At 69.2% G+C, this 19,964-nt stretch carries 18 protein-coding genes; 10 read left to right on the top strand and 8 right to left on the bottom strand.

Annotated features, from left to right (window positions below; translation table 11 throughout):
- Window position 1: 1 nt before the first annotated feature.
- Window positions 2-412, bottom strand: a complete 411-nt coding sequence (locus tag ACWIGI_RS13885) for an ArsR/SmtB family transcription factor (RefSeq protein ID WP_454202741.1) — start codon at window positions 410-412, stop codon at window positions 2-4.
- A 95-nt stretch (window positions 413-507) separates the two neighbouring features.
- On the opposite strand from ACWIGI_RS13885, the gene ACWIGI_RS13880 reads away from it, so the two are divergent.
- From ACWIGI_RS13880 to ACWIGI_RS13870, 3 genes are read left to right on the top strand one after another with little or no spacing between them, the layout of a single operon-like run.
- Window positions 508-2,469, top strand: coding sequence for a heavy metal translocating P-type ATPase (locus tag ACWIGI_RS13880; protein ID WP_454202740.1), 1,962 nt, complete (start codon window positions 508-510; stop codon window positions 2,467-2,469).
- Between the two features lie 54 nt (window positions 2,470-2,523).
- Window positions 2,524-4,137 (top strand): FAD-binding oxidoreductase, encoded by a 1,614-nt coding sequence (locus ACWIGI_RS13875; RefSeq protein ID WP_454202739.1) that lies wholly within the window; start codon window positions 2,524-2,526, stop codon window positions 4,135-4,137.
- Window positions 4,134-4,745 (top strand): TetR/AcrR family transcriptional regulator, encoded by a 612-nt coding sequence (locus ACWIGI_RS13870; RefSeq protein ID WP_454202738.1) that lies wholly within the window; start codon window positions 4,134-4,136, stop codon window positions 4,743-4,745. Before ACWIGI_RS13875 ends, ACWIGI_RS13870 begins: the two co-directional genes overlap by 4 nt.
- 53 nt (window positions 4,746-4,798) lie before the next feature.
- Here ACWIGI_RS13870 and ACWIGI_RS13865 read toward each other — a convergent pair whose 3' ends face one another.
- Both ACWIGI_RS13865 and ACWIGI_RS13860 read right to left on the bottom strand, forming a co-directional pair.
- Complete coding sequence (locus ACWIGI_RS13865) at window positions 4,799-5,107, bottom strand: hypothetical protein (RefSeq protein WP_454202737.1); 309 nt, start codon at window positions 5,105-5,107, stop codon at window positions 4,799-4,801.
- 549 nt (window positions 5,108-5,656) lie between these two features.
- The gene (locus ACWIGI_RS13860; protein ID WP_454202736.1) at window positions 5,657-6,517 is read right to left on the bottom strand and encodes an alpha/beta fold hydrolase; all 861 of its coding nucleotides are present in this window, start codon (window positions 6,515-6,517) and stop codon (window positions 5,657-5,659) included.
- A gap of 151 nt (window positions 6,518-6,668) precedes the next feature.
- Between ACWIGI_RS13860 and ACWIGI_RS13855 the strand changes: the two genes are divergently transcribed.
- From ACWIGI_RS13855 to ACWIGI_RS13840, 4 genes are all read left to right on the top strand, one after another.
- The gene (locus ACWIGI_RS13855; RefSeq protein WP_454202735.1) at window positions 6,669-7,208 is read left to right on the top strand and encodes an ester cyclase; all 540 of its coding nucleotides are present in this window, start codon (window positions 6,669-6,671) and stop codon (window positions 7,206-7,208) included.
- A gap of 211 nt (window positions 7,209-7,419) precedes the next feature.
- The gene (locus ACWIGI_RS13850) at window positions 7,420-8,364 is read left to right on the top strand and encodes an SDR family oxidoreductase (protein ID WP_454202734.1); all 945 of its coding nucleotides are present in this window, start codon (window positions 7,420-7,422) and stop codon (window positions 8,362-8,364) included.
- 169 nt (window positions 8,365-8,533) lie between these two features.
- Window positions 8,534-9,517: a type IV toxin-antitoxin system AbiEi family antitoxin gene (locus ACWIGI_RS13845; protein WP_454202733.1), complete on the top strand. Its 984-nt coding sequence runs from the start codon at window positions 8,534-8,536 to the stop codon at window positions 9,515-9,517.
- A 46-nt stretch (window positions 9,518-9,563) separates the two neighbouring features.
- Window positions 9,564-10,331, top strand: a complete 768-nt coding sequence (locus ACWIGI_RS13840; protein ID WP_454202732.1) for a hypothetical protein — start codon at window positions 9,564-9,566, stop codon at window positions 10,329-10,331.
- A 102-nt stretch (window positions 10,332-10,433) separates the two neighbouring features.
- Here ACWIGI_RS13840 and ychF read toward each other — a convergent pair whose 3' ends face one another.
- Entirely contained in the window at window positions 10,434-11,513 is a 1,080-nt protein-coding gene (gene ychF / locus ACWIGI_RS13835; protein ID WP_454202731.1) for a redox-regulated ATPase YchF, read from the bottom strand.
- A 310-nt stretch (window positions 11,514-11,823) separates the two neighbouring features.
- Between ychF and ACWIGI_RS13830 the strand changes: the two genes are divergently transcribed.
- Window positions 11,824-13,266 carry a basic amino acid/polyamine antiporter gene (locus tag ACWIGI_RS13830; protein WP_454202730.1) on the top strand — a complete coding sequence of 481 codons (1,443 nt, stop codon included), beginning with the start codon at window positions 11,824-11,826 and terminating at the stop codon, window positions 13,264-13,266.
- 12 nt (window positions 13,267-13,278) lie between these two features.
- Complete coding sequence (locus tag ACWIGI_RS13825; protein WP_454202729.1) at window positions 13,279-14,520, top strand: arginine deiminase; 1,242 nt, start codon at window positions 13,279-13,281, stop codon at window positions 14,518-14,520.
- Here ACWIGI_RS13825 and ACWIGI_RS13820 read toward each other — a convergent pair.
- The 3 genes from ACWIGI_RS13820 to ACWIGI_RS13810 all read right to left on the bottom strand — a co-directional run bounded on the left by ACWIGI_RS13820 (window position 14,517) and on the right by ACWIGI_RS13810 (window position 18,207).
- Window positions 14,517-16,016, bottom strand: coding sequence for a serine/threonine-protein kinase (locus ACWIGI_RS13820; protein ID WP_454202728.1), 1,500 nt, complete (start codon window positions 16,014-16,016; stop codon window positions 14,517-14,519). The genes ACWIGI_RS13825 and ACWIGI_RS13820 overlap by 4 nt on opposite strands.
- Before the next feature lie 209 nt (window positions 16,017-16,225).
- Window positions 16,226-17,467, bottom strand: a complete 1,242-nt coding sequence (locus ACWIGI_RS13815; protein ID WP_454202727.1) for a GDSL-type esterase/lipase family protein — start codon at window positions 17,465-17,467, stop codon at window positions 16,226-16,228.
- Window positions 17,468-17,574: 107 nt separating this feature from the next.
- Window positions 17,575-18,207 (bottom strand): TIGR03086 family metal-binding protein, encoded by a 633-nt coding sequence (locus ACWIGI_RS13810; RefSeq protein ID WP_454202726.1) that lies wholly within the window; start codon window positions 18,205-18,207, stop codon window positions 17,575-17,577.
- Between the two features lie 108 nt (window positions 18,208-18,315).
- Between ACWIGI_RS13810 and ACWIGI_RS13805 the strand changes: the two genes are divergently transcribed.
- Window positions 18,316-19,272, top strand: coding sequence for a helix-turn-helix transcriptional regulator (locus tag ACWIGI_RS13805; RefSeq protein ID WP_454202725.1), 957 nt, complete (start codon window positions 18,316-18,318; stop codon window positions 19,270-19,272).
- A 10-nt stretch (window positions 19,273-19,282) separates the two neighbouring features.
- Here ACWIGI_RS13805 and ACWIGI_RS13800 read toward each other — a convergent pair whose 3' ends face one another.
- Window positions 19,283-19,909, bottom strand: coding sequence for an HAD domain-containing protein (locus ACWIGI_RS13800; RefSeq protein WP_454202724.1), 627 nt, complete (start codon window positions 19,907-19,909; stop codon window positions 19,283-19,285).
- Between the last annotated feature and the right edge of the window lie 55 nt (window positions 19,910-19,964).

Below are 19,964 nucleotides of genomic sequence, written 5' to 3'. Positions count from 1 at the left end.
ACTATTCGGCGTAGTTTTTCGGGCCGATACGGGCGCCGGGATCCGCTCCCGGGGCGGCGGTTTCGGGTTCCTCCGACAGCCCGAGCCGCAGATGCTCGCTGTGATAGATCGCCTCGTCGAGCAACTGGGCGACGTGCTGGTCGTAGAGGCTGTAGATGATGCTGCGGCCGTTGCGGGCGCCGACGACCAGGCCGAGATTGCGCAGCAGGCGCAGCTGATGCGAGACCGCCGACTGCTCCATGCCGATCGCCTCGGCCAGTTCGCTCACCGGCAGCGGACCGTGCCGCAGTTCGGTGAGGATCAGCAGCCGGCTCGGGGTCGCGAGGGCCTGCAGGGTGTTGGCGACATGGGCGGCCGCGGCGGCGTCCAGCCGCACCGGGGGGCGGTCACGCCCGTCGACTCCGTGTCCCATGCCGGAGAGCTTAGTGTGCCACAACACATGAACACCTCTTCATATCTTCTGATATGTTGGCCGCGTTCCCCGCCCGTACGACCCGGAGGTGACCGATGATCGCGCCGACGTTCACGCCGCGCCGCCCCGCCCCGCAGCCCGTCGCGATACGCCGCACCCAGCTCTTCGATCTCACCGAAACACGCTGGGCCGCAGCCGCTCTCGCACTCTTCGCACTCGGGCTCGGAGCCCAGCTGGCCGGGGCGCCCGCGTGGGTGTACTGGGCGGCGTACCTGACCTGCTACGCGGCGGGCGGCTGGGAACCTGGGCTGGCGGGGCTGCGGGCGCTGCGGGACCGGACCCTGGACGTGGATCTGCTCATGGTCGTGGCGGCGCTCGGCGCGGCCTCGATCGGGCAGATCACCGACGGCGCGCTGCTGATCGTCATCTTCGCCACCTCGGGGGCGCTGGAGGCGTTCGCCACCGCGCGCACCGAGGACTCGGTGCGCGGACTGCTCGATCTCGCGCCGGAGACCGCGACCCGGCTGTCCCCGGCGGGCGCGGAGCAGGTGGTGCGCGCGGCGGAGCTGGCGATCGGCGACGTACTGGTGGTGCGGCCCGGTGAGCGAATTCCCGCGGACGCCACCGTGATCGGCGGCGGCAGCGAGGTCGATCAGGCCACCATCACCGGCGAACCGCTGCCGGTCGACCGGACGATCGGCGACGAGGTGTTCGCCGGAACCCTGAACGGCACCGGCACTTTGCGGCTGCGGGTGGATCGGCGGGCCGAGGACTGGGTGGTGGCGCGGATCGCCACGCTGGTGGAGACCGCGGGCCGCACCAAGGCCCGGACCCAGCTGTTCATCGAGAAGATCGAACAGCGGTATTCGGTGGGCATGGTGGTGGCGACCCTGGCCGTCTTCACGGTCCCCCTGCTGCTGGGCGACACCCTGCGGCGAGCCCTGTTGCGCGCCATGACCTTCATGATCGTCGCCTCACCGTGCGCGGTGGTGCTGGCGACCATGCCGCCGCTGCTGGCCGCCATCGCCACCGCCGGACGGCACGGCGTCCTGATCAAGTCGGCGGTGGTGCTCGAACAGCTGGGCGCCGTCTCGCGGGTGGCCTTCGACAAGACCGGAACGCTCACCCGCGGCCTGCCGGATCTGGTCGAAATCCACCGCGTGGACACACGATTCGAGGAATCGGAACTACTGCGCCTGGCCGCGGCGGCCGAGCACGCGAGCGAGCACCCGCTGGCCGCCGCAATCGTCCGGGCGGCCCGCGCGCGGGACCTGTCGCTCCCCGAGGCCGAGGAATTCTCCGCGCTGCCCGGTCGCGGCGTATCGGCACGGATCGCCGGTCACGTCATCGAGGTCGGATCCCCCGCGACCCTGACCGGCGACGGCCCCGCCGCGAAAGCCGTTGCCCAGCTACAGCACAGCGGGCTGACGACCGTGGTCGTGTCCCGCGACGGCGTCCCCGTGGGAGTGCTCGCCCTCAGCGACGAGACCCGCCCGGAGGCCGCGGCCGCCGTCGCCGCGATCCGTGAGGTGACCGGCCACGACCCGATCCTGCTGACCGGCGACAATTCCGCCGCCGCCCGGCGCCTGGCCACCGAACTCGGCATCACCGATGTCCGGGCGAACCTGCTCCCCGAGGACAAGGTTGCCGCGGTGCGCGAGTACCAGGCGCACGGCGACCGCGTGGCGGTCGTGGGCGACGGCATCAACGACGCGCCCGCCCTCGCCGCCGCCACCGTCGGCATCGCCCTCGGCGGCGCGGGCACCGGCCTGACCCTGCACACCGCCGACGCGATCGTCGTGCGCGACAACCTGTCCACCATCCCCGCCGCGATCGCCCTGGCCCGCCGGGCCCGCCGCGTGGTGATCGCCAACCTGGCGATCGCCGCCACGTGCATCGCCGTCCTGGTGACCTGGGACCTGGTCGCGACCCTGCCCCTGCCCCTCGGCGTGGCCGGCCACGAGGGCTCCACGATCCTGGTGGCTCTCAACGGCCTCCGCCTCCTGCGCACGTCGGCCTGGCGTCGCGCCGCGGCCGAATCGGCCCCTTGTAATTGATTTCGAAGTAAATTACCTTCAGGTCAATTAGTGGCGCTGCGAGAGGAGGCGGCTGTGACGCGGTCGTGGTGGGGCTGGGGGAACGTCGAGGACGCGGTCACCGGGAAGGAGCGGGAGGCGCTCACGCGGCGGGTCGCGGCCATCGCGCCGGACGCGGACCTCTCGGTGCACGAGGCGCCGGCGTTGCGCGAGCTGACCGTGGCCGAATCCCGTATCCGAGCGCCGAAAGCGTTGGCGGAACTGGCTTCCCACGATCTCGGGGACCGGGTCGCGCACGGGCACGGCCAGGCTTTCCGGGATGTGGTGCGCGCACTGCTCGGCCGCGTGGACAACGTGCCGGACCTGGTGGTGCGCCCGCGCACCGAGCAGGACGTGGTCGACGTCCTGGACTGGTGCACCACCGCCGGGATCGCCGTGATCCCCTTCGGCGGCGGGACGTCGGTGGTGGGCGGGGTCGAACCGCGCGGCACCGCCGACTACGCCGGCGTCGTCTCGCTGGATCTGGGTGCGCTGAACCGCGTCCTGGAGGTCGACCACACCAGCCGGGCCGCGCGTATCCAAGCGGGCATGCTCGGCCCGGCCCTGGAGCAGGCGCTCAAAACCGAGGGCCTGACCCTGCGGCACTTCCCGCAATCGTTCGAGTTCTCCACCCTCGGCGGCTGGCTGGCGACCCGCGCGGGCGGGCACTTCGCCACGGTCTACACCCATATCGACGACATGGTCGAGTCGATGCGGGTGGTGACGCCGGTCGGAACCAGCGAATCGCGCCGGCTGCCCGGTTCGGGCGCGGGTCCGTCACCGGACCGCATGTTCCTGGGGTCCGAGGGCGTGCTCGGCGTGATCACCGAGGCGTGGATGCGCGTCCAGGTGCGACCGCGCTGGCGAGCCGGGGCGTCGGTGCTGTTCGACGACTACTCCGCCGCGGTCGCCGCGACCCGGACCATCGCCCAGTCCGGCCTCTTCCCGGCGAACTGTCGCCTGCTCGACCCGATGGAGGCCTTCCTCAACGCGGGTACGCCAACGTCCGGCGGCGTGCTCGTACTCGGCTTCGAATCGGCGGATCATCCGGTGGACGCGGCGCTGTCGCGCGCCGTGGGGATCTGTCACGACCACGGCGGGCGCACCCCCGACGGCGTGAGTTCCTCGGACTCGGAACAGGATTCGGCGCGCACCGGCGCGGCGGACACCTGGCGATCGTCCTTCCTGCGGATGCCGTACCAGCGCGACGCCCTCGCCGCGCAGTCGATGATCGTGGAAACCTTCGAAACCGCCTGCACCTGGGACCGTTTCGACGAACTGCGGGCCGCGGTCGGCGACGCGGCCACCCGGGTCTTCGAGTCCCTCGGCATCACCGGGGTGGTGACCTGCCGCTTCACCCACGTCTACCCCGACGGTCCCGCGCCGTACTTCGGCATCTACGCCGCCGGGCAGTGGGGCCGGACGGTCGAACAGTGGGACGAGATCAAAGCCGCTGTGTCCGAGGCACTCTCGTCCGCCGGTGGCACCATCACCCACCATCACGCCGTCGGTCGCGACCACCGCCCGTGGTACGACACCCAGCGCCCGGACCCGTTCGCGGTCGCCCTGCGCGCGTCGAAGGCGGCCCTGGATCCCGCCGGAATCCTCAACCCCGGCGTCCTGATCGACCCCGCGGCACCGGCGCGATGAGCGCCGTGGGCCGCGCCGGGACCAAGGGCGTACCGCGCGAACAGCGCGAACAGCAGATTCTCGACATCGCCACGAGCGAGTTCGGTGATCGCGGCTACGCCAACGCCTCCGTCGCCGACATCGCGACCGCGGCCGGGGTCTCCAAGCCCCTCATCTACACCTACTTCGGATCGCGCGACGGCCTGCACGCCGCCTGCGTGCGGCGCGCCGGTGAGAGCCTCGTGGCGGCGGTCGCCGACGCCCAGGTCGTGCCGGGCGCGCACGGCAAGGCGCTGGCGACCCTCGCCGGTATCTTCGCGGCGCTGGACGGCCGCACCCAGAACTGGCGCATCATCTACGACACCACGCTGCCCCGCCCGAGCGAGGCGTACGACCGCGCCCACGGCTATCAGCGCGCCCTCAACACGATGGGTTCGGAGGGCGTCACCGAAGTGCTGCAGGGCGCGGGCGTGTCCGCGCCGCAGGATCACTCGCTCCTGCTGGCCTGGTGGTTCAGTATCGTCTCCACCACCATCACCTGGTGGCGCGATCATCCCGGCTATTCGCCGGAGGAGATGACCGAGCACTGTCTGCGCGTGTTCACCACCATCCGCCAATCCCCGCTGTAGACGCGGGCCGGCGGGTATCGGGGGTTGCGGACGGCGGTGCGAACGCCGCGGCACTAGGCCGTATCCGCCGTCCCCTGCCCCGCGGAATCCACCAGGCCGTTCGACCACCTGGCGTAGGTGGCGAAGGGATTCACGGTGATCACGTCGGTCACCTGGATCAGATGGGCGGGCACGACGCCGTCCTGGAAGTGCTCGATACCCGGCACGAACACCGCTTCCGCCCGGGTGCGCGCGATGGTGGCCTTCAAACCGGCCAGCGGCCGGTCGCTGGAACGCCCGTCCACCACAATCATTTTCGCGAAGTCGTACCCGAGCCTGCGGGCACGGCTCCGAATCTGCTCCTCGTCCCAAGCCTGCTGCACCCGGGAGACATCACTCCGAATGTAGCCAAGCGCTGTCGGTCGAAAATTCACGGCTGTTCCTCCGCTCCTGATCGCCTTGCTCGATAAGCGACTCGGCCCGGGAACCGCGCACCCGCACCGAGCGCCGATAGCCGGCACACGCCTGCAGCAGTAAGGGGGTTTCCCGAATCACGCCCACCGAAACAGATCCCGCGAATTGCCAGCACACTTCCCCGCCGATGTCGGAGGATAGTCCCGAATCGGGCTGCCGGGTGGCATTGTCCGGGCGCGACACGCTCGCGGAATGCGATACGCAACGCGAGAACCGCCGAACCGTCCGATTCATCCGGTTCTCTGCCGCAACGACTTTCGTCTCCGCGAGGTGTCGGCGCAGCTCACCCCGGGTGTGCCGGGCAGCGGTACCGGATGCGGCTTCTCCTCATCGTCACAGCGCGAGACGAGACGCCCGATAACGGCACCGAACGCCGAGCGAGGTCGCGGCGGCTCCGAGCGCCCGCGTTCCGAACCCGCCGGTCGGCCTCGAGCACACTTCGAGCTTTCCCGCGCCGGTCAGAGATTCGCGACGTCGAACCACTCGAGCACGGCGGTGTTGACCGCACCCGGTTGCTCAACCTGGAGGAAGTGACCGGCCTCGGCGATGACCGCTCCGCGCGAGCCCGGCGGCAGGTGATTCTCGATCTCGGGATCGATCGCGTCGAGGCTCAGGCAGCCGTCGTTCGCGCCGTGCAGGTAGAGGGTGGGGACCTTGCTCGCGGTAAGGGGCTGCGCGGCAGTGGTTCCCGGGCGGCGGGACGGTTTCAGCATGGTGCGGTAGTAGCCGAGGGCGGCGGCGATGTTCTCGGGGGCGCGCAGGGCTGCGAAGACGGGGGTCAGATCCTCGGTGTGGCCGGGTGACCAGTCGCGCCACAGGCCGGCGATGAAATCGGGCGTGAGGACCGATTCGGCCAGTGGCGTCTGGAACAGGAAGATGTAGAAGGATCGCTTCAGCTGCTCGTAGCCGAGGAATCCGGCGCGCAGGGCCGTGGTCGGGGGCATGGACATCGTCACGGCGCGGCGCCAGCGCTCCGGCGCGGCCGCGATCGCGCCGTACACCGCGGGCGCGCCCCAATCATGGCCGACGAGAACGGCATCCGGGCCGCCGCCGAGCGCCGCGTGCAGCGCGTTGGCGTCCGACGCCAGCGCCCCGGCCTGGTACGCGCCGTCGGCGGGCACGCCGGTCGGCGCGTATCCCCGGGTATACGGCGCGATCACGCGGTATCCCGCCCCGGCGAGCGCCCCCGACAGGTGCCGCCACGAGTGCGGCGTATCCGGAAAACCGTGCAGCAGCAGCGCCAGCGGACCACCGGCGGGACCGGCCGAGTGGTAGGCGAATTCCAGCCCGTTCGCCTCGACCGTCGCGATCTCGTTCACGCCTTCACCGTAGGCGACGAACGGGTCTCGGCGGGCCGCCGACGGTGACCGAGCGCGCGGGCTCGCGCGCTACCGAATCGAACGCGACGGGCGGTTCGACCGATATCTCCTGAGGACACAGGCCGACACGCTCCGGATTGCGAGGTCCCGCATGGACATCACCGCCCCGACCACCGCCGAATTCGCACGGGCACTGGCGATTCGCTCGGTGTGCATCATGGCCGACGGCGAACTCGCCGACTTCGACGCGGTCATCCACCCCGAGGCGACCAACCGGGAGGCCGCCGCCGAGCCGCCGGACACGCGAGGACGGGGTCCCGCGGCCTACTACGCGACGGCGCTGTGGCTGCGCTCGGCGTACTCGGAGCTGCGGCACACCGTCGAGTCCGCGGTCGTGGAGGGGGACCTGGTCGCCCTGCACACCACCATGCACGGCCGGCACACCGGACCGTTCGTGACCTACGCCGCCGACGGGAGCGTGGAGCAGGTCTTCCCGCCCACCGGGAAGACTTTCGCTGTGACGCAGTCACATTGGCTGCGGATCGCGGACGGCAAAGTGATCGAGCACTGGGCCAATCGGGACGATCTCGGTCAGGCGGTGCAGCTCGGGTGGGTGCCGCCGACGCCGGGCTATCTGCTGCGGATGGCGCGCGCCAAGCGTAAAGCGCAGCGGGAGAACGACGTTCGCTGAGACAGCGATGCCCGGAGTTCGAGTGACCGGTGGGCGGCGCCACGATCCTCGTCCGTGACGACCCCGCCGGGTCGTGGCGCACCCGCGGCCGCGCTCCCCGAAACACCGGGTTGGGCTCGGCGTTGTGACGACACGGGCGGCCGGCGCGCGGGATGCCTCTATGTTGAAGAGGCTTTCGACGTACCGGGGACCCATCCACGAGGAGCGAAGAATGCCGCGCACGCCCATCGACATCACCATTCCCGATCTGTCCGGGAAGCGCGCCGTCGTCACCGGCGGCAGCGACGGGATCGGCCTCGGCATCGCCACCCGCCTCGCCGCCGCGGGGGCCGAAGTGCTGCTGCCCGTACGCAATCCGGACAAGGGCGCGGCGGCCGTCGCGACGATCGAACGGTCCACGCCCGGGGCGAAGGTCTCGCTGTACCGGCTCGACCTGTCCGCGCTGGATTCGGTGGCCGAACTCGGCGCGACCCTGCTGCGCGAGGATCGCCCGATCCACCTCCTGATCAACAACGCCGGGGTGATGACGCCGCCGAACCGGCAGACCACCGCCGACGGGTTCGAACTCCAATTCGGCACCAACCATCTCGGCCACTTCGCCCTGGTCGCCCGCCTGCTGCCACTGCTGCGCGCCGGCCGGGCCCGGGTCACCTCGCAGATCAGCGTCTCGGCAAACCGGGGCGCGATCAACTGGCAGGACCCGAACTGGCAGAACTCCTACAGCGGCCAGAACGCCTACAGCCAATCCAAGATCGCCCTGGGCCTCTTCGGCCTCGAACTCGACCGCCGCGCCCGCGAAAACGACTGGTCGATAACGAGCAATCTCGCCCATCCCGGTGTGGCCCCCACCAATCTGCTCGCCGCCCGCCCCGAGGTAGGCCGCGACCGCGACACCCTCGGCGTCCGCGTGATCCGCGCCCTGTCGGCCCGAGGCATCCTCCTCGGCACCGTCGAGACCGCCCAGCTCCCCGCCCTCTACGCCGCGACCGCACGCGACGCCCGCGGTGGCCGCCTCTACGGCCCGAAGGGCCCCGGCCACCTGGGCGGCCCGCCCGCCGAACAGAAGCTCTACTCCCGCCTCCGCAGCCCAGAGGACGCCCGCCGGATCTGGCAACTGTCGGAAGAGCTGACCGGCGTGAGCTTTTCCGGGGACTGACCGTTCAGCGTTCCTCGCGCGCCACCGGCCGGACGGGAATGGCGGTGGGCACGCCGTGCCGCGCCCGGGCCGAGCTGCGGATCCGCTGGGGTGGTGCCGACCAGCCGCGCACCACCCGGGTCACCCGGATATGTTCAATATTTACGCACGTTCAATTAAACTGAACATCATGGCAAGCCGAACGCGACAGCAAGAGGTCGAAGAAGCGCTGACCGAAGCGCTGTCGAAGCTCGCGATCACGCTGTCCGTGGACCAGTGGACATCGGAGCGAACCGCGCTCGTCACGTTGAACCGACGCGGGTTCGAAGTGGTCTACCAGATGACGTGGCTGCCGCACGTGACATTGACGGAGCTGGCCCGCATCGACCAACAGGATCGAGGCCATCGGCAGTTGGTGACCGGGCCGCAGGTCACCGGCCGCACCGGCGATGCGCTGCGTGCGGCCGGCATCGACTACGTCGATTACGCGGGCAACGCCTCACTCGACTCGGGCCCACTGCTCGTGGATATCCGGGGGCGTCGGCTTGCCGTTGAGGAGCCGAGCCACCGCCCATCCGGCGCCAGCTTATTCAGCGCGCGGCGCATGCAGGTGGTCTTCGTTCTGCTGACCTGGCCGCATTTCGCCGGGGCACCGGTCCGGAAGATCGCGGAAGCCTCGGGGACCTCGGTCGGCATCGCACAGTCGACCCTCGAGATCATGCGGGAATCCGGCTATTTGATCGGCGGCTCGCTGCGGCGCCGCGAGGAACTCGTGGACCTTTGGGCCGCGGCGTTCAGGGGCCCGTTATCGCGGCAACTACGACTCGGCAGGTACAGCGGAGACATCGAAAAATATTCGATCCCAAAGGGTTCCATGATAAGCGGAGAGTCCGCTGTGGAGGTGATGCTCCAACCACGCACACTCACGATCTACACCGATCACTTCGATATCACCGATGCCATCCAGAACGGGTGGCGGGCATCCGACGACCCCAATATCGAAGTGCGACGGAAGTTCTGGCGAGTTCCCGACAACCTATCGGATTCGAGCGGCACCGGCGTATTCAGCAAGTCCGCTGTCCCACCACTCCTCGTGTACGCAGATCTGATAGCTGCCAGGGAACCTCGACAGTCCGAGGTCGCGAGGACACTCCGAACGGAAAACCTTGTTTGATCCGCTGCGCATCGATGCACCGTCCCTGACTCTCGTCGACAGAATCGTGAGCGAACTGATCTCGCGCACCGAGGCCGACGAATCGTCGATCATGGTTATCGGCGCCCACTGCCGGGACCTACTGCACGCCGCGTGGGGTCACACCGACACCCTTCGATCCACCAGCGATGTGGACATTGCCGTGGCAGTCGACGGCGATGCCGAATACCGCCGAATCATCACGGCACTACCTCGCTCCGGAACGACGGAAATTCGCGTATCGATTGCCGGAATCGCGGTCGACGTCGTACCTTTCGGCGAAATCGAGAATCCAGCCGGTACCACCACCCTGCCCGGCAGGGCACAGTCATTGGACGTCTTCGGCTTCCGCGAGGTCTTCGACCACTCGGTCGAACTACCCCTCTCCAGTGGCCACCGAACCCGGATCCCCTCCCCTGCCGGCTACGCCGCACTCAAGCTGAAGGCATGGTGCGACCGATCCGCCAACGGCGAATACAAGGATGCCGCCGACATCGCCACCGTATGCGGCTGGTACGAGCGTGACACGGATATCCAATCCAGCCTTTACGAAGCACGCACCGACCTGCTGATCGAAGCCGAACTGGATGTAGATCTCGCAGCGCTTCACCTACTCGGCGAAGAGATTACGAATGTTCTCGGCCAACTACGCGTTGCCGAGTTGTCAGCGGCCTGGCGCAGCACCAGTCAGGAGCTGTTCGCTCACTATTTTGCTCGACAGCAGTCGAGAGCACGCCCCGACCACAAAGCGGCGAAGAGAGCCCTGACGGCGTTGAAGAACACCCTGTTCAGGTAGATCCCGGCGGGCCGTAGATCGAAATCAGCTGGGCCTCAATCGATTACCGAATGAGGCCCAGCTGATCGCAAGAGCGTCTGCTTTGGCTGCGAGCGCGAAAACCTAGACGTTGAAGCGGAACTCGACCACGTCGCCGTCGACCATCACGTAATCCTTGCCTTCGATCCGGACCTTGCCGGCGGCCTTGGCGGCGGCCATCGAGCCGGCCTCGACGAGGTCCTTGTAGGCGACGATCTCGGCCTTGATGAAGCCGCGTTCGAAGTCGGTGTGGATCACGCCGGCGGCCTTGGGGGCGGTGTCGCCCTGGTGAATCGTCCAGGCGCGGGACTCCTTCGGGCCCGCGGTCAGGTAGGTCTGCAGGCCGAGGGTGTGGAATCCGGCGCGGGCCAGAGCGTGCAGGCCGGGCTCGGACTGGCCGATCGACTCCAACAGCTCCAGGGCCGACTCGTCGTCGAGCTCGATCAGCTCGGACTCGATCTTGGCGTCCAGGAACACCGCGTCGGCGGGGGCGACCGCCGCCTTCAGCTCGGCCTTGCGGGCCTCGTCGGTCAGCACCGCCTCGTCGGCGTTGAAGACGTAGAGGAACGGCTTGATCGTCAGCAGCGAGAGTTCCTTGAGGAGCTCGACATCGAGCTCCTTCTGCGCCGCGAACAGGGTCCGGCCGCTGTTCAGGATCTCCTGCGCCTGCTTGGCGGCATCGGCGACCGGCTTGCGGTCCTTCTTGATGCGCGCTTCCTTGTCCAGGCGGACGACCGCCTTCTCCAAGGTCTGCATGTCGGCCAGGATCAGCTCGGTCTCGATGACCTCGATATCGGCCAGCGGATCGACCTTGCCGTCCACGTGCACCACGTCGTCGTCGGCGAACACGCGCACGACCTGGCAGATGGCGTCGGCCTCACGGATGTTGGCCAGGAACTTGTTGCCCAGGCCCTCGCCCTCGGAGGCGCCCTTCACGATGCCCGCGATATCGACGAAGGTCACCACGGCGGGCAGCTGCCGCTCGGAACCGAAGATCTCCGCGAGCACCCCCAGCCGCGGATCCGGCAGCGGCACCACACCGGTGTTCGGCTCGATGGTCGCGAACGGGTAGTTCGCCGCCAGCACGTCGTTGCGGGTCAGCGCGTTGAACAGCGTCGACTTTCCGACGTTGGGCAGGCCGACGATTCCGAGGGTGAGACTCACGAGAAAGAGAGCTTACCTGCGCACTCACCACCCGGACACGCCGGGCGGCGCGGACGGCCCGGGCCGCGGGCGCACCGGGCGCCGCACGACCGGACACCCCGCGCGCGAGGGCACACCCGCCGGTGTCGGCACCGCAAAGAGTTCATTGATTGCCTGTAATTTGCGATTTCGATGTGCAATGGTCGATTTGCCGCACGAGAAGGGCTTGTACAACTGATGAAGACGCCGCACCGGAGATAGCTGACCAATCGCGGTGAGTGTCCGCCGCTCCCGGGCCCGGGAGCCGACCGCCGGTCGAAGGGATGCAGCCTTGGCCACGAAGACCCACCACACCCCCACCAGAACCATGCCGCTGCTCACCCTGTCGGCCATGGTGGTCGGCTCGATGGTCGGCGCGGGCGTGTTCTCGCTGCCGCGCAACTTCGGCCAGGCCACCGGCGGTTTCGGCGCGATCATCGCCTGGACCATCGCGGGCACCGGCATGTTCACCCTCGCCCTGGTATTCCAGAGCCTCGCGGTCCGCAAACCCGATCTCGACGCGGGCGTCTACGCGTACGCCAAGGCCGGGTTCGGCGAATACCTCGGCTTCATCTCGGCGTTCGGCTACTGGGCCAGCGCGTGCGTGGGCAACGTCTCCTACTGGGTGCTGATCAAGTCGACCCTCGGCCAGGTGCTGCCCATCTTCGGCGAGGGAAACACCGTGCCCGCGGTGCTGCTGTCCACGGTCTTCATCTGGGCCTTCCACTTCACCGTGCTGCGCGGCGTGCAGGAGGCCGCGACCATCAACAAGATCGTGACGATCGCGAAGATCGTGCCCATCCTGGTCTTCGTCATCGTGCTGCTGTTCTACTTCGACCCCGGGGTGTTCGCCGACAACTTCTGGGGCGGCGACGGCTACACCGAATCGCTGTTCAGCCAGGTGCGCGCCACGATGCTGATCACCGTGTTCGTCTTCCTCGGCATCGAGGGCGCGAGCGTGTACTCCCGCTACGCCCGCAGCCGCGCGGACATCGGCCGGGCCACGATTCTCGGATTCCTCAGCGTGCTGGCGGTTTTCGCCTCCGTCACCATGGTGTCCTTCGGCATCGTGCCCCGCGAGCGGCTCGCCACGATGCAGCAGCCCTCGATGTCGCCGGTCTTCGAATCCGCGGTCGGCCCGTGGGGCGCGTGGTTCATCAGCATCGGGCTCATCGTCTCGGTGCTGGGCGCGTACCTCGCCTGGACGCTGATGGCCGCGGAAGTGCTGTTCGTCGCCGCCGAGGACGACGACATGCCCTCGTTCCTGGCCCGGGTCAACGCCAATCGGGTGCCGGTCGTGGCGGTGACCTTCACGACCGTGCTGATCCAGCTGGTCCTGCTCACCACCCTGTTCTCCGACGACGCCTTCACCTTCACGCTCAAACTCAGCAGCGCGCTGTCGCTGGTGCCGTATCTGCTGGCGGCGGCGTATGCGCTGAAACTGGCGGGCACCCGCGAGACCTACGACGAGATCCGCCCGCAGGACCGCAACCGGGAACTGTTCATCGCGGGCGTCGCGACGTTCTATACCGCCTTCATGATCCTGGTCGCCGGCCTCGAATTCGTCCTGCTGTCCTTCATCATCTACGCCCCGGGCACCGTCCTGTTCATTCTCTCGCGCCGTGAGCGTGGCGAAAAGCTGTTCAGCCCAGCGGAATCGGTGCTGTTCGCCATCACCGTGCTCGGCGCGATCGCCGCGATCATCGCCCTGGCCACCGGTTTGATATCCATCTGAGGAGACCGAATCATGAACAGCCCGACAGCATTCGGCGTGCACTCCGAGGTGGGCGCCCTGCGCAAGGTCCTGGTCTGCGCCCCCGGCCTGGCCCACGACCGGCTCACCCCGTCCAATTGCGACGACCTGCTCTTCGACGACGTGCTGTGGGTGCAGAACGCCAAGCGCGACCACCTCGACTTCGTCACCAAGATGCGCGATCGCGGCATCGAGGTCGTGGAACTGCACGAGGTCCTGGCCGCCACCCTGGCGATCCCCGAGGCCCGCGCCTGGCTGCTCGACCGCACCATCACCGTGAACCAGGTCGGACTCGGCCTGGTGGACGAGGTGCGCTCGTACCTGGCCGAACTGAGCGACCGGGACCTCGCGGTGTACCTCATCGGCGGAATGGCGGTCGCGGACCTGCCCGGTGAATACGCCGCCGGATACCGCGCGCTGGCCCGCGAACAGGCCGGGGTGCGCGAATACCTGCTGCCGCCGCTGCCGAACACGCTGTACACCCGCGACACCACCTGCTGGATCTACGGCGGCGTCACGCTCAATCCGCTGTATTGGCCGGCGCGCCATGACGAGACGCTGCTGATGAAGGCGATCTACACTTTCCACCCCGACTTCACCGGCGCGCGAATCTGGTGGGGCGATCCCGAAAAGGACTGGGGCAACGCCACTCTCGAAGGCGGCGACGTCATGCCGATCGGCAACGGCGCGGTACTGATCGGCATGAGCGAACGCTCCTCCCGACAGGCCGTGACCCAGCTGGCCAAGGTCCTGTTCGACAGTGGCGCCGCGACCCGGGTCATCGCCGCGGGCATGCCCAAACTGCGCTCGGCCATGCACCTGGACACCGTCTTCACCTTCGCCGATCGCGACCTGGTGACCGCGTATCCCGATGTGGTGGACGGGATTCACGCGTTCTCGCTGCGGCCCGGGGACTCCGCGGCGGGCGTCGAGGTCACCGCGGAGAAGTCGTCGTTCCTGGACGTCGTGGCGGATGCGCTGAACCTCGCGAAGCTGCGCGTGGTGGAGACCGGCGGCGGCTACTACGCCAATCAACGCCAGCAGTGGGACAGCGGCAACAATCTGGTCGCGGCCGAACCCGGGGTGGTGTTCGCGTACGACCGCAACACGCACACCAACACCGAGCTGCGGCGACAGGGCGTCGAGGTCATCACCATCGTCGGAGCCGAACTCGGGCGCGGGCGCGGCGGCGGGCACTGCATGACCTGCCCCATCGCCCGCGACCCACTCGACTAATCCAACCGGGTCGTCTTCCACCACGCGACGATGTCGGGCTTGTCGCTCGAGGAACGCGGGCGCGAGTACATCAGGAAGGGCGCGCGATCGTCGGTGTCCAGGAAGACGGTGACGATCGACTCACCCCAGTACGACTTCACGCGATAGTTCACGTACGAGGTGCCGCGGTTGTCCTCGGTGAACCTGGTGGCGGGGTCGAGCAGGGCGGTCACCGCGCGCACGTCGTCGGCCGAGCGATAGGCGTAGAAGCGGAAGGTCGGGTCCTTGTAGCTGTTGCCGCCGTCGCACTCCCACTGCGCGGTCCAGCGGCCCACGTCCAGACCGTCATCACTGTCCGACGGGCGATCCTTGGGCTCGTAGCTCTTGCAGGTGGCGGCGTTGAAGCCTTCCTTGCGCCCCTTGTCGACCGGCACCATGCGCGGGAACGCCTCCCACAGCGCGTCCAGGTCGCCGGCCGAGGTCTGATTGCCCGCGTCGCCCCGGTCCATGAAGAACAGACCCGCGGCCACCGCCAGGACGACGGCGAGCACCGCGGCGCCGATGCCCGCGAACAGCCCGCGGCGCGAACGGCGCGGCGCGGGCGCGCTCGGCGGCGCGATCACCCGCGTCTGCTCCGCGCGCGCCGGTGCGCCGGTGAACGGCACGGTCGCGGTCGCGTCGATCCCGTCGGCCAGCGCCCGCCGCGCCGCCGCGGCGAACTCCGCGCAGGATCCGAACCGATCCTGCGGCCGTTTGGCCATGGCCCGCGCCAGCACCCGGTGCAGCGCGACCGGCAGATCCGGCCGAATGGCGGACAGTGACGGCGGATGCTCGTACAGGTGCCCCTGCATCACCACGGCCGGATGATCCGACTCGTACGGCCCGACCCCGGTCAGCAACCGAAACATCGTGCACGCCAGCGAGTATTGATCGGCCCGGGCATCGAGCTGCTCGCCGGAGAGCTGCTCGGGCGACGCGTAAGCCAAAGTGGCGGTGAAGGTTCCGGTACGCGTCAGATGCCCGGCGTCATCGCGCAGGCGCGCGATTCCGAAGTCGGTCAGCAGCACTCGTTCGGGCCGCCCGTTCGCGGACTGCTCCAGCAGAATGTTCGCGGGCTTGATGTCGCGATGCAGGACGCCGCGGCTGTGCGCGTGATCCAGCGCTTCGGCCACCTCCGAGACGATGCGCACCGCGCGGTCGGCGGTCATCTCGTGATCGGGAACCGCCGAGGCGTCCGGGCCGTCCACGTACTGCATGGAGATCCACAGCTGTTCACCCTCGGCGCCGCGATCGTAGATCGCCACGATGTTGGGATGATCCAGCCGCGCCACGAGTTCGGCTTCCCGATCGAAACGGGCCCGGCTCTCCGGATCGGAGAACAGGTGCCGATTCAGCACTTTCAGCGCCGTCAACCGCGGCAGGCGCGGATGCCGGGCCAGGAACACCGAACCCATGCCGCCACGGCCCAGCTCGCCTTCGACCACATACTCGGCGAAAACCTCACCGCTGCGCAGCATCTTCGAACTCCCGCATTCCCCGACAGCAAATCCCGCGGCGCGCGACAGGCCCTCGGCCTCGAGATCGTTGCGGCGCGGCCCGCACCGGACAACATAACCGGAATCGGTGGCGGGTGTTCACCCGCGTCCACGCCGAATCGGGCAGGCACCCCCGCCACGCGCCGGTCGGGCACCGCCGTGCCGGCTCGGTCGAGCACGACCGTGACGGCTCAGTCCAGCACCGCCGCGACGGCGGCCGCCATGGCCGCGTGACCGGCGTCGTTGGGGTGCAGGTGATCACCGATGTCGTAGACCGCGGCGAGCCGATCGGTGGCGGCGGGATCGGCCAGCACGGTCGCGATGTCGGCCACCGCGTCGTACTCGCCGGAGTCGCGGATCCAGTCGTTGACCGCCCGGCGCACCCCCTCGCGCTCGCGGAACCTGGCCCGGTCCCCGCTGTCGAAGGTGGAGCGGCCGACCGGCGCGATGGTCGCGCCGATCACCCGCAGGCCCGCGGCCCGCGCCTGGGCGATGAGGCCCCGCAGGCCCTCGATCACCTCCTCGGCGGAAAGCCCGCCGGTGAGCGGTCCCAGCGCCAGGTTCGCGCCACCGACCCAGATGTCGTTGATGCCCTGCAGGATCACCACGGTGCCGACCCCGGGACGCGCGATCACGTCGCGCTGGAATCGGGTCAACCCGCCTTCACCGAGCCACTGCGAATCGGCGATGACGCAGTTGCCGTTGATGCCGAGGTTGAGCACCGCGCGCCGGCGGTCCTGGGCGAGCAGGAGTTCGGCCAGCTGATCGGGATAGGCGTTGTGCTCGTCGCGGGTGGATCCGACGCCCTCGGTGAAGGAATCCCCGAACAGCGCGACCGCGGGCCGGTGCGGGTGCGAGTCGGCGACTTCGACCGCGTCCAGGTAGTAGTAGGAGGTGGAGGTGACCGCGAAGGCGTCGCCGGGGCCGTCGGCGCGATGGTCGTCCCAGGCCAGGTACGCGGTGTTCGGGGTCAGCGCGTGGTAGGTGGCCGGACCGGTGGCCTCGGCGAAATACAGTGTGACCGTGAGCGCTTCGAGCGCGGCGACGGGGAGGGCGACCGGATCGGTCACGGCCTCGGCCCCGGCGTCGATCCGGAAGGTGAATTCGCGCCCGATGGTCAAGGGCTGCAGGCTTTCCGGGTACAGGGCGGCGCCGCCCGCGCTGCGGGCGATGGTCCCCCCGGTGACCACCAGCGGCCGGTCACCGAATCGGTTCGACAGTCGCAGCCGCAGGGTCGAACCCCCGGCGCTGACCCGAATCACCTGGCGCACAGATTGATTCCCGAATCCGGAGGTGGACCAGTTGAAGCTGTCGCCGGGCCGCTGGGTCGCGGTGGTCCACACCGCCTGCCACTCGAAGGCGGGCGGGGGTGCGGCGGCTCCGGCTCCGGTGAGCAGGAGGAGCGCTCCGAGGATGACGGCGGCGATGCGCACGGCGGGGATTCCCTTCGTCGGCTGCGTGCCGCCCGGGCGGGTCCAGCAAGACCACTCGCTGGCCCGCCCACCAAGTTACCGTCGGGTAGGCGCATTCTGCCAGTAGTTCAGGCGCGCGGGTCGCGGCCGAGGTACTCCAGCAGCTCGTCCACCACCGGGGTGGCGCTCGGCGTGCCCGGCTCGACGATGTCCGCGAACACGCCGTACTGGCGCAGCGGCTCGATCAGCCCGCGGGCCGCGGTGAGCAGGTGCCCGGCGATCTCGTCGGTGAGCGGGGACGGCTGACCGGTGGCGATGGCGATGTCCCAGGCGTGCACCGCCGCGTCCATGGCGCACAGGACACCGGCCACGGGGGTCGGCAGATCACCGAAGGGCAGCGGGGTGGGCACGGCCTCGGTGTCGTCGGAGACGGTCGCCCACGCGGTGGCGGTCTCCTCCACGGCGGCCGCGATCAGCTTGGCCGGGGTGCCCTCGATCGCGCCGGACGGGGAGAAGGGGTCGTAGGCCGGGCCGGCGCCGATGCCCAGCGCGGAGGCGTAGGCCAGCTGATCCCCGGCGGCGTGCTGAACCACCTGCGTCACAGTCCATTCCGAGCAGGGGGTGGCCAGCTGCCACTGGTCGTCGGCGACGCCGGCGACCGCGTCGGTCAGCGCCCGGTAGGAGGTGGCGAGCACCTCGCGCCAGACGGGGGCGAGGGCGGCGGCGGGGGTGTTGTTCGCGGTGTTCTCGGTGGCGTTCATTGTCTTGCCTCTCAGTTCGTTTCGGTCGTTTCGATCCGTTGAGATAAAGGTATGAGGCAATTAGGCTTGTTTTCTTCCTAATAGATCCGCTGACCGAAAGAGAACAATGTGACCTCCACCACAACCCGGTTGCTGCGTCTGCTCTCCCTGCTGCAGAACGGCACGCATACCGGTCGTGAGCTGGCCGAACGCCTGGCCGTCACCGATCGCACGCTGCGCCAGGACATCGCCAGGCTGCGCGAACTCGGCTATCCGGTGCACGCCGAACGGGGCGCGGTGGGTGGATATCGCCTGGGCCAGGGCGCGACCATGCCGCCCCTGCTGCTCGACGACGAGGAGGCGGTGGCCATCGCCGTCGCGATGGGCCTGACCGCCAAGGGCAGCACCGGCGTCGCCGACATCGACGCCACCCTCGCGCGCGCCCTGGCGAAGATGGAACGCATCCTCCCGAAACGCCTGCAGCGCAAGGTGACCGCGCTACGCACCGCCACCGACGTCGGTCCGGCGGTCATCGGCTCCCGCGAACCCGAGGCGCCGGTCCCCGCCGAAACCCTGGCCACCGTCGCCACCGCCATCCGCGCCGCTCGCACCCTGCGCGCGGACGGCGTCGAGTACGAGCCCTACCGCCTGATCAGCGCCACGCGCCGCTGGTTCCTGGTGGCCTACAACCTGCACACCCACACCTGGCGAGCGCTGCCGGTGGCGTCCATCGGGGAACTCGTGCCCGGCGACCGGCCCTTCGCCCCGCGCCCGCTGCCCCAGCAGGACCTGGTCGGCTTCGTGCTGCGCGAGGTCTCGCTCTCGGGCTGGAAGGTGCACGCCGAGGTCACCGTGCTGCAGCCCGCCGCGACGGTGATCGCCCGCATCAATCCGGCGGTGGGCATCGTCGAGCCGCTGACCGAGCACACCTGCCGCCTGCTGACGGGAGCGGACGCACTGGAGACCATCGCGATCTACCTGAGCATGCTGATGATGGACTTCCGGGTGGACGGGCCGCCCGAACTGGTGGCGCACCTGCGCACCCTGGCCCGGCGCTACAGCGAATCGACTCCTCCGGAGAAGTAGCGGCGAGCCTTCAGCCGCGGTGATTCGCGCCGTCGCCCAGGAACTCGTCGAAGTCACCGCGGTCGGCCATGTCACCGAGGCGTGCGAGGGCGGCCATGCGGCGGACGGTCAGCAGGAAGTCCCGTGCCGCATCGACATCGGCGCTCGTGAGGCCGATCGTCGGATCGATCGGGATGAGGTGGGTCGGGGCGGTACGAGCGGAACGGTCACCGGCCCAGCCCGCGTCACGCGGCTGGAACTGGTCATCGAACCAGACCAGCGGACGCCGGCCCGCCCAGGAATCTATGCCGCGAATCTTGGCGTGGTGGCCGTCCGAGTGCTGGAAGGCGGTGCCCGCGAAGCGAATCACCTCGAGTTCGGGCAGGCCGAGCGGGGCCGCCAGCAGCCTGTTGGCCTCGTCCTCCCACAGGGTCGCCCACACCAGGTCCGCGCCGGTCGCGGCGGCGAGGTCGAGCAGCAGCGCGCCGTGCCCGGGATCCAGCCACACCGTGCGATTCTCGGCGGGACGGCCGGGAAATATCTTGGGCCGCAACAGGTGCGCCCGGTAGGTCGCGGCGCGGGGGCGGTCGCAGTCGGCGAACGGATTCAGCGGGCCGTCCACATCCAGCAGAATCGCGGGCTTGATCGGCTCGGACATTGGCTCTCCCCACCGGCCCGGACGCCGTGCCGGGCCCTGACGACGAATCGGCCTG

The sequence above is a fragment of the Nocardia sp. NPDC055321 genome (genome assembly GCF_053645575.1).
This window is presented reverse-complemented; position numbering and strand designations above follow the sequence as displayed.

What these genes read in the sequence shown, in the direction of transcription:
- ACWIGI_RS13850 (WP_454202734.1), top strand. Translation starts at nt 7,420, where the DNA reads ATGCCGCGCACGCCCATCGACATCACCATTCCCGATCTGTCCGGGAAG.
- ACWIGI_RS13810 (WP_454202726.1), bottom strand. Translation starts at nt 18,207, where the DNA reads ATGAACGCCACCGAGAACACCGCGAACAACACCCCCGCCGCCGCCCTC.
- ACWIGI_RS13845 (WP_454202733.1), top strand. Translation starts at nt 8,534, where the DNA reads ATGGCAAGCCGAACGCGACAGCAAGAGGTCGAAGAAGCGCTGACCGAA.
- ACWIGI_RS13870 (WP_454202738.1), top strand. Translation starts at nt 4,134, where the DNA reads ATGAGCGCCGTGGGCCGCGCCGGGACCAAGGGCGTACCGCGCGAACAG.
- ACWIGI_RS13885 (WP_454202741.1), bottom strand. Translation starts at nt 412, where the DNA reads ATGGGACACGGAGTCGACGGGCGTGACCGCCCCCCGGTGCGGCTGGAC.
- ACWIGI_RS13880 (WP_454202740.1), top strand. Translation starts at nt 508, where the DNA reads ATGATCGCGCCGACGTTCACGCCGCGCCGCCCCGCCCCGCAGCCCGTC.
- ACWIGI_RS13855 (WP_454202735.1), top strand. Translation starts at nt 6,669, where the DNA reads ATGGACATCACCGCCCCGACCACCGCCGAATTCGCACGGGCACTGGCG.
- ACWIGI_RS13800 (WP_454202724.1), bottom strand. Translation starts at nt 19,909, where the DNA reads ATGTCCGAGCCGATCAAGCCCGCGATTCTGCTGGATGTGGACGGCCCG.
- ACWIGI_RS13825 (WP_454202729.1), top strand. Translation starts at nt 13,279, where the DNA reads ATGAACAGCCCGACAGCATTCGGCGTGCACTCCGAGGTGGGCGCCCTG.
- ACWIGI_RS13820 (WP_454202728.1), bottom strand. Translation starts at nt 16,016, where the DNA reads ATGCTGCGCAGCGGTGAGGTTTTCGCCGAGTATGTGGTCGAAGGCGAG.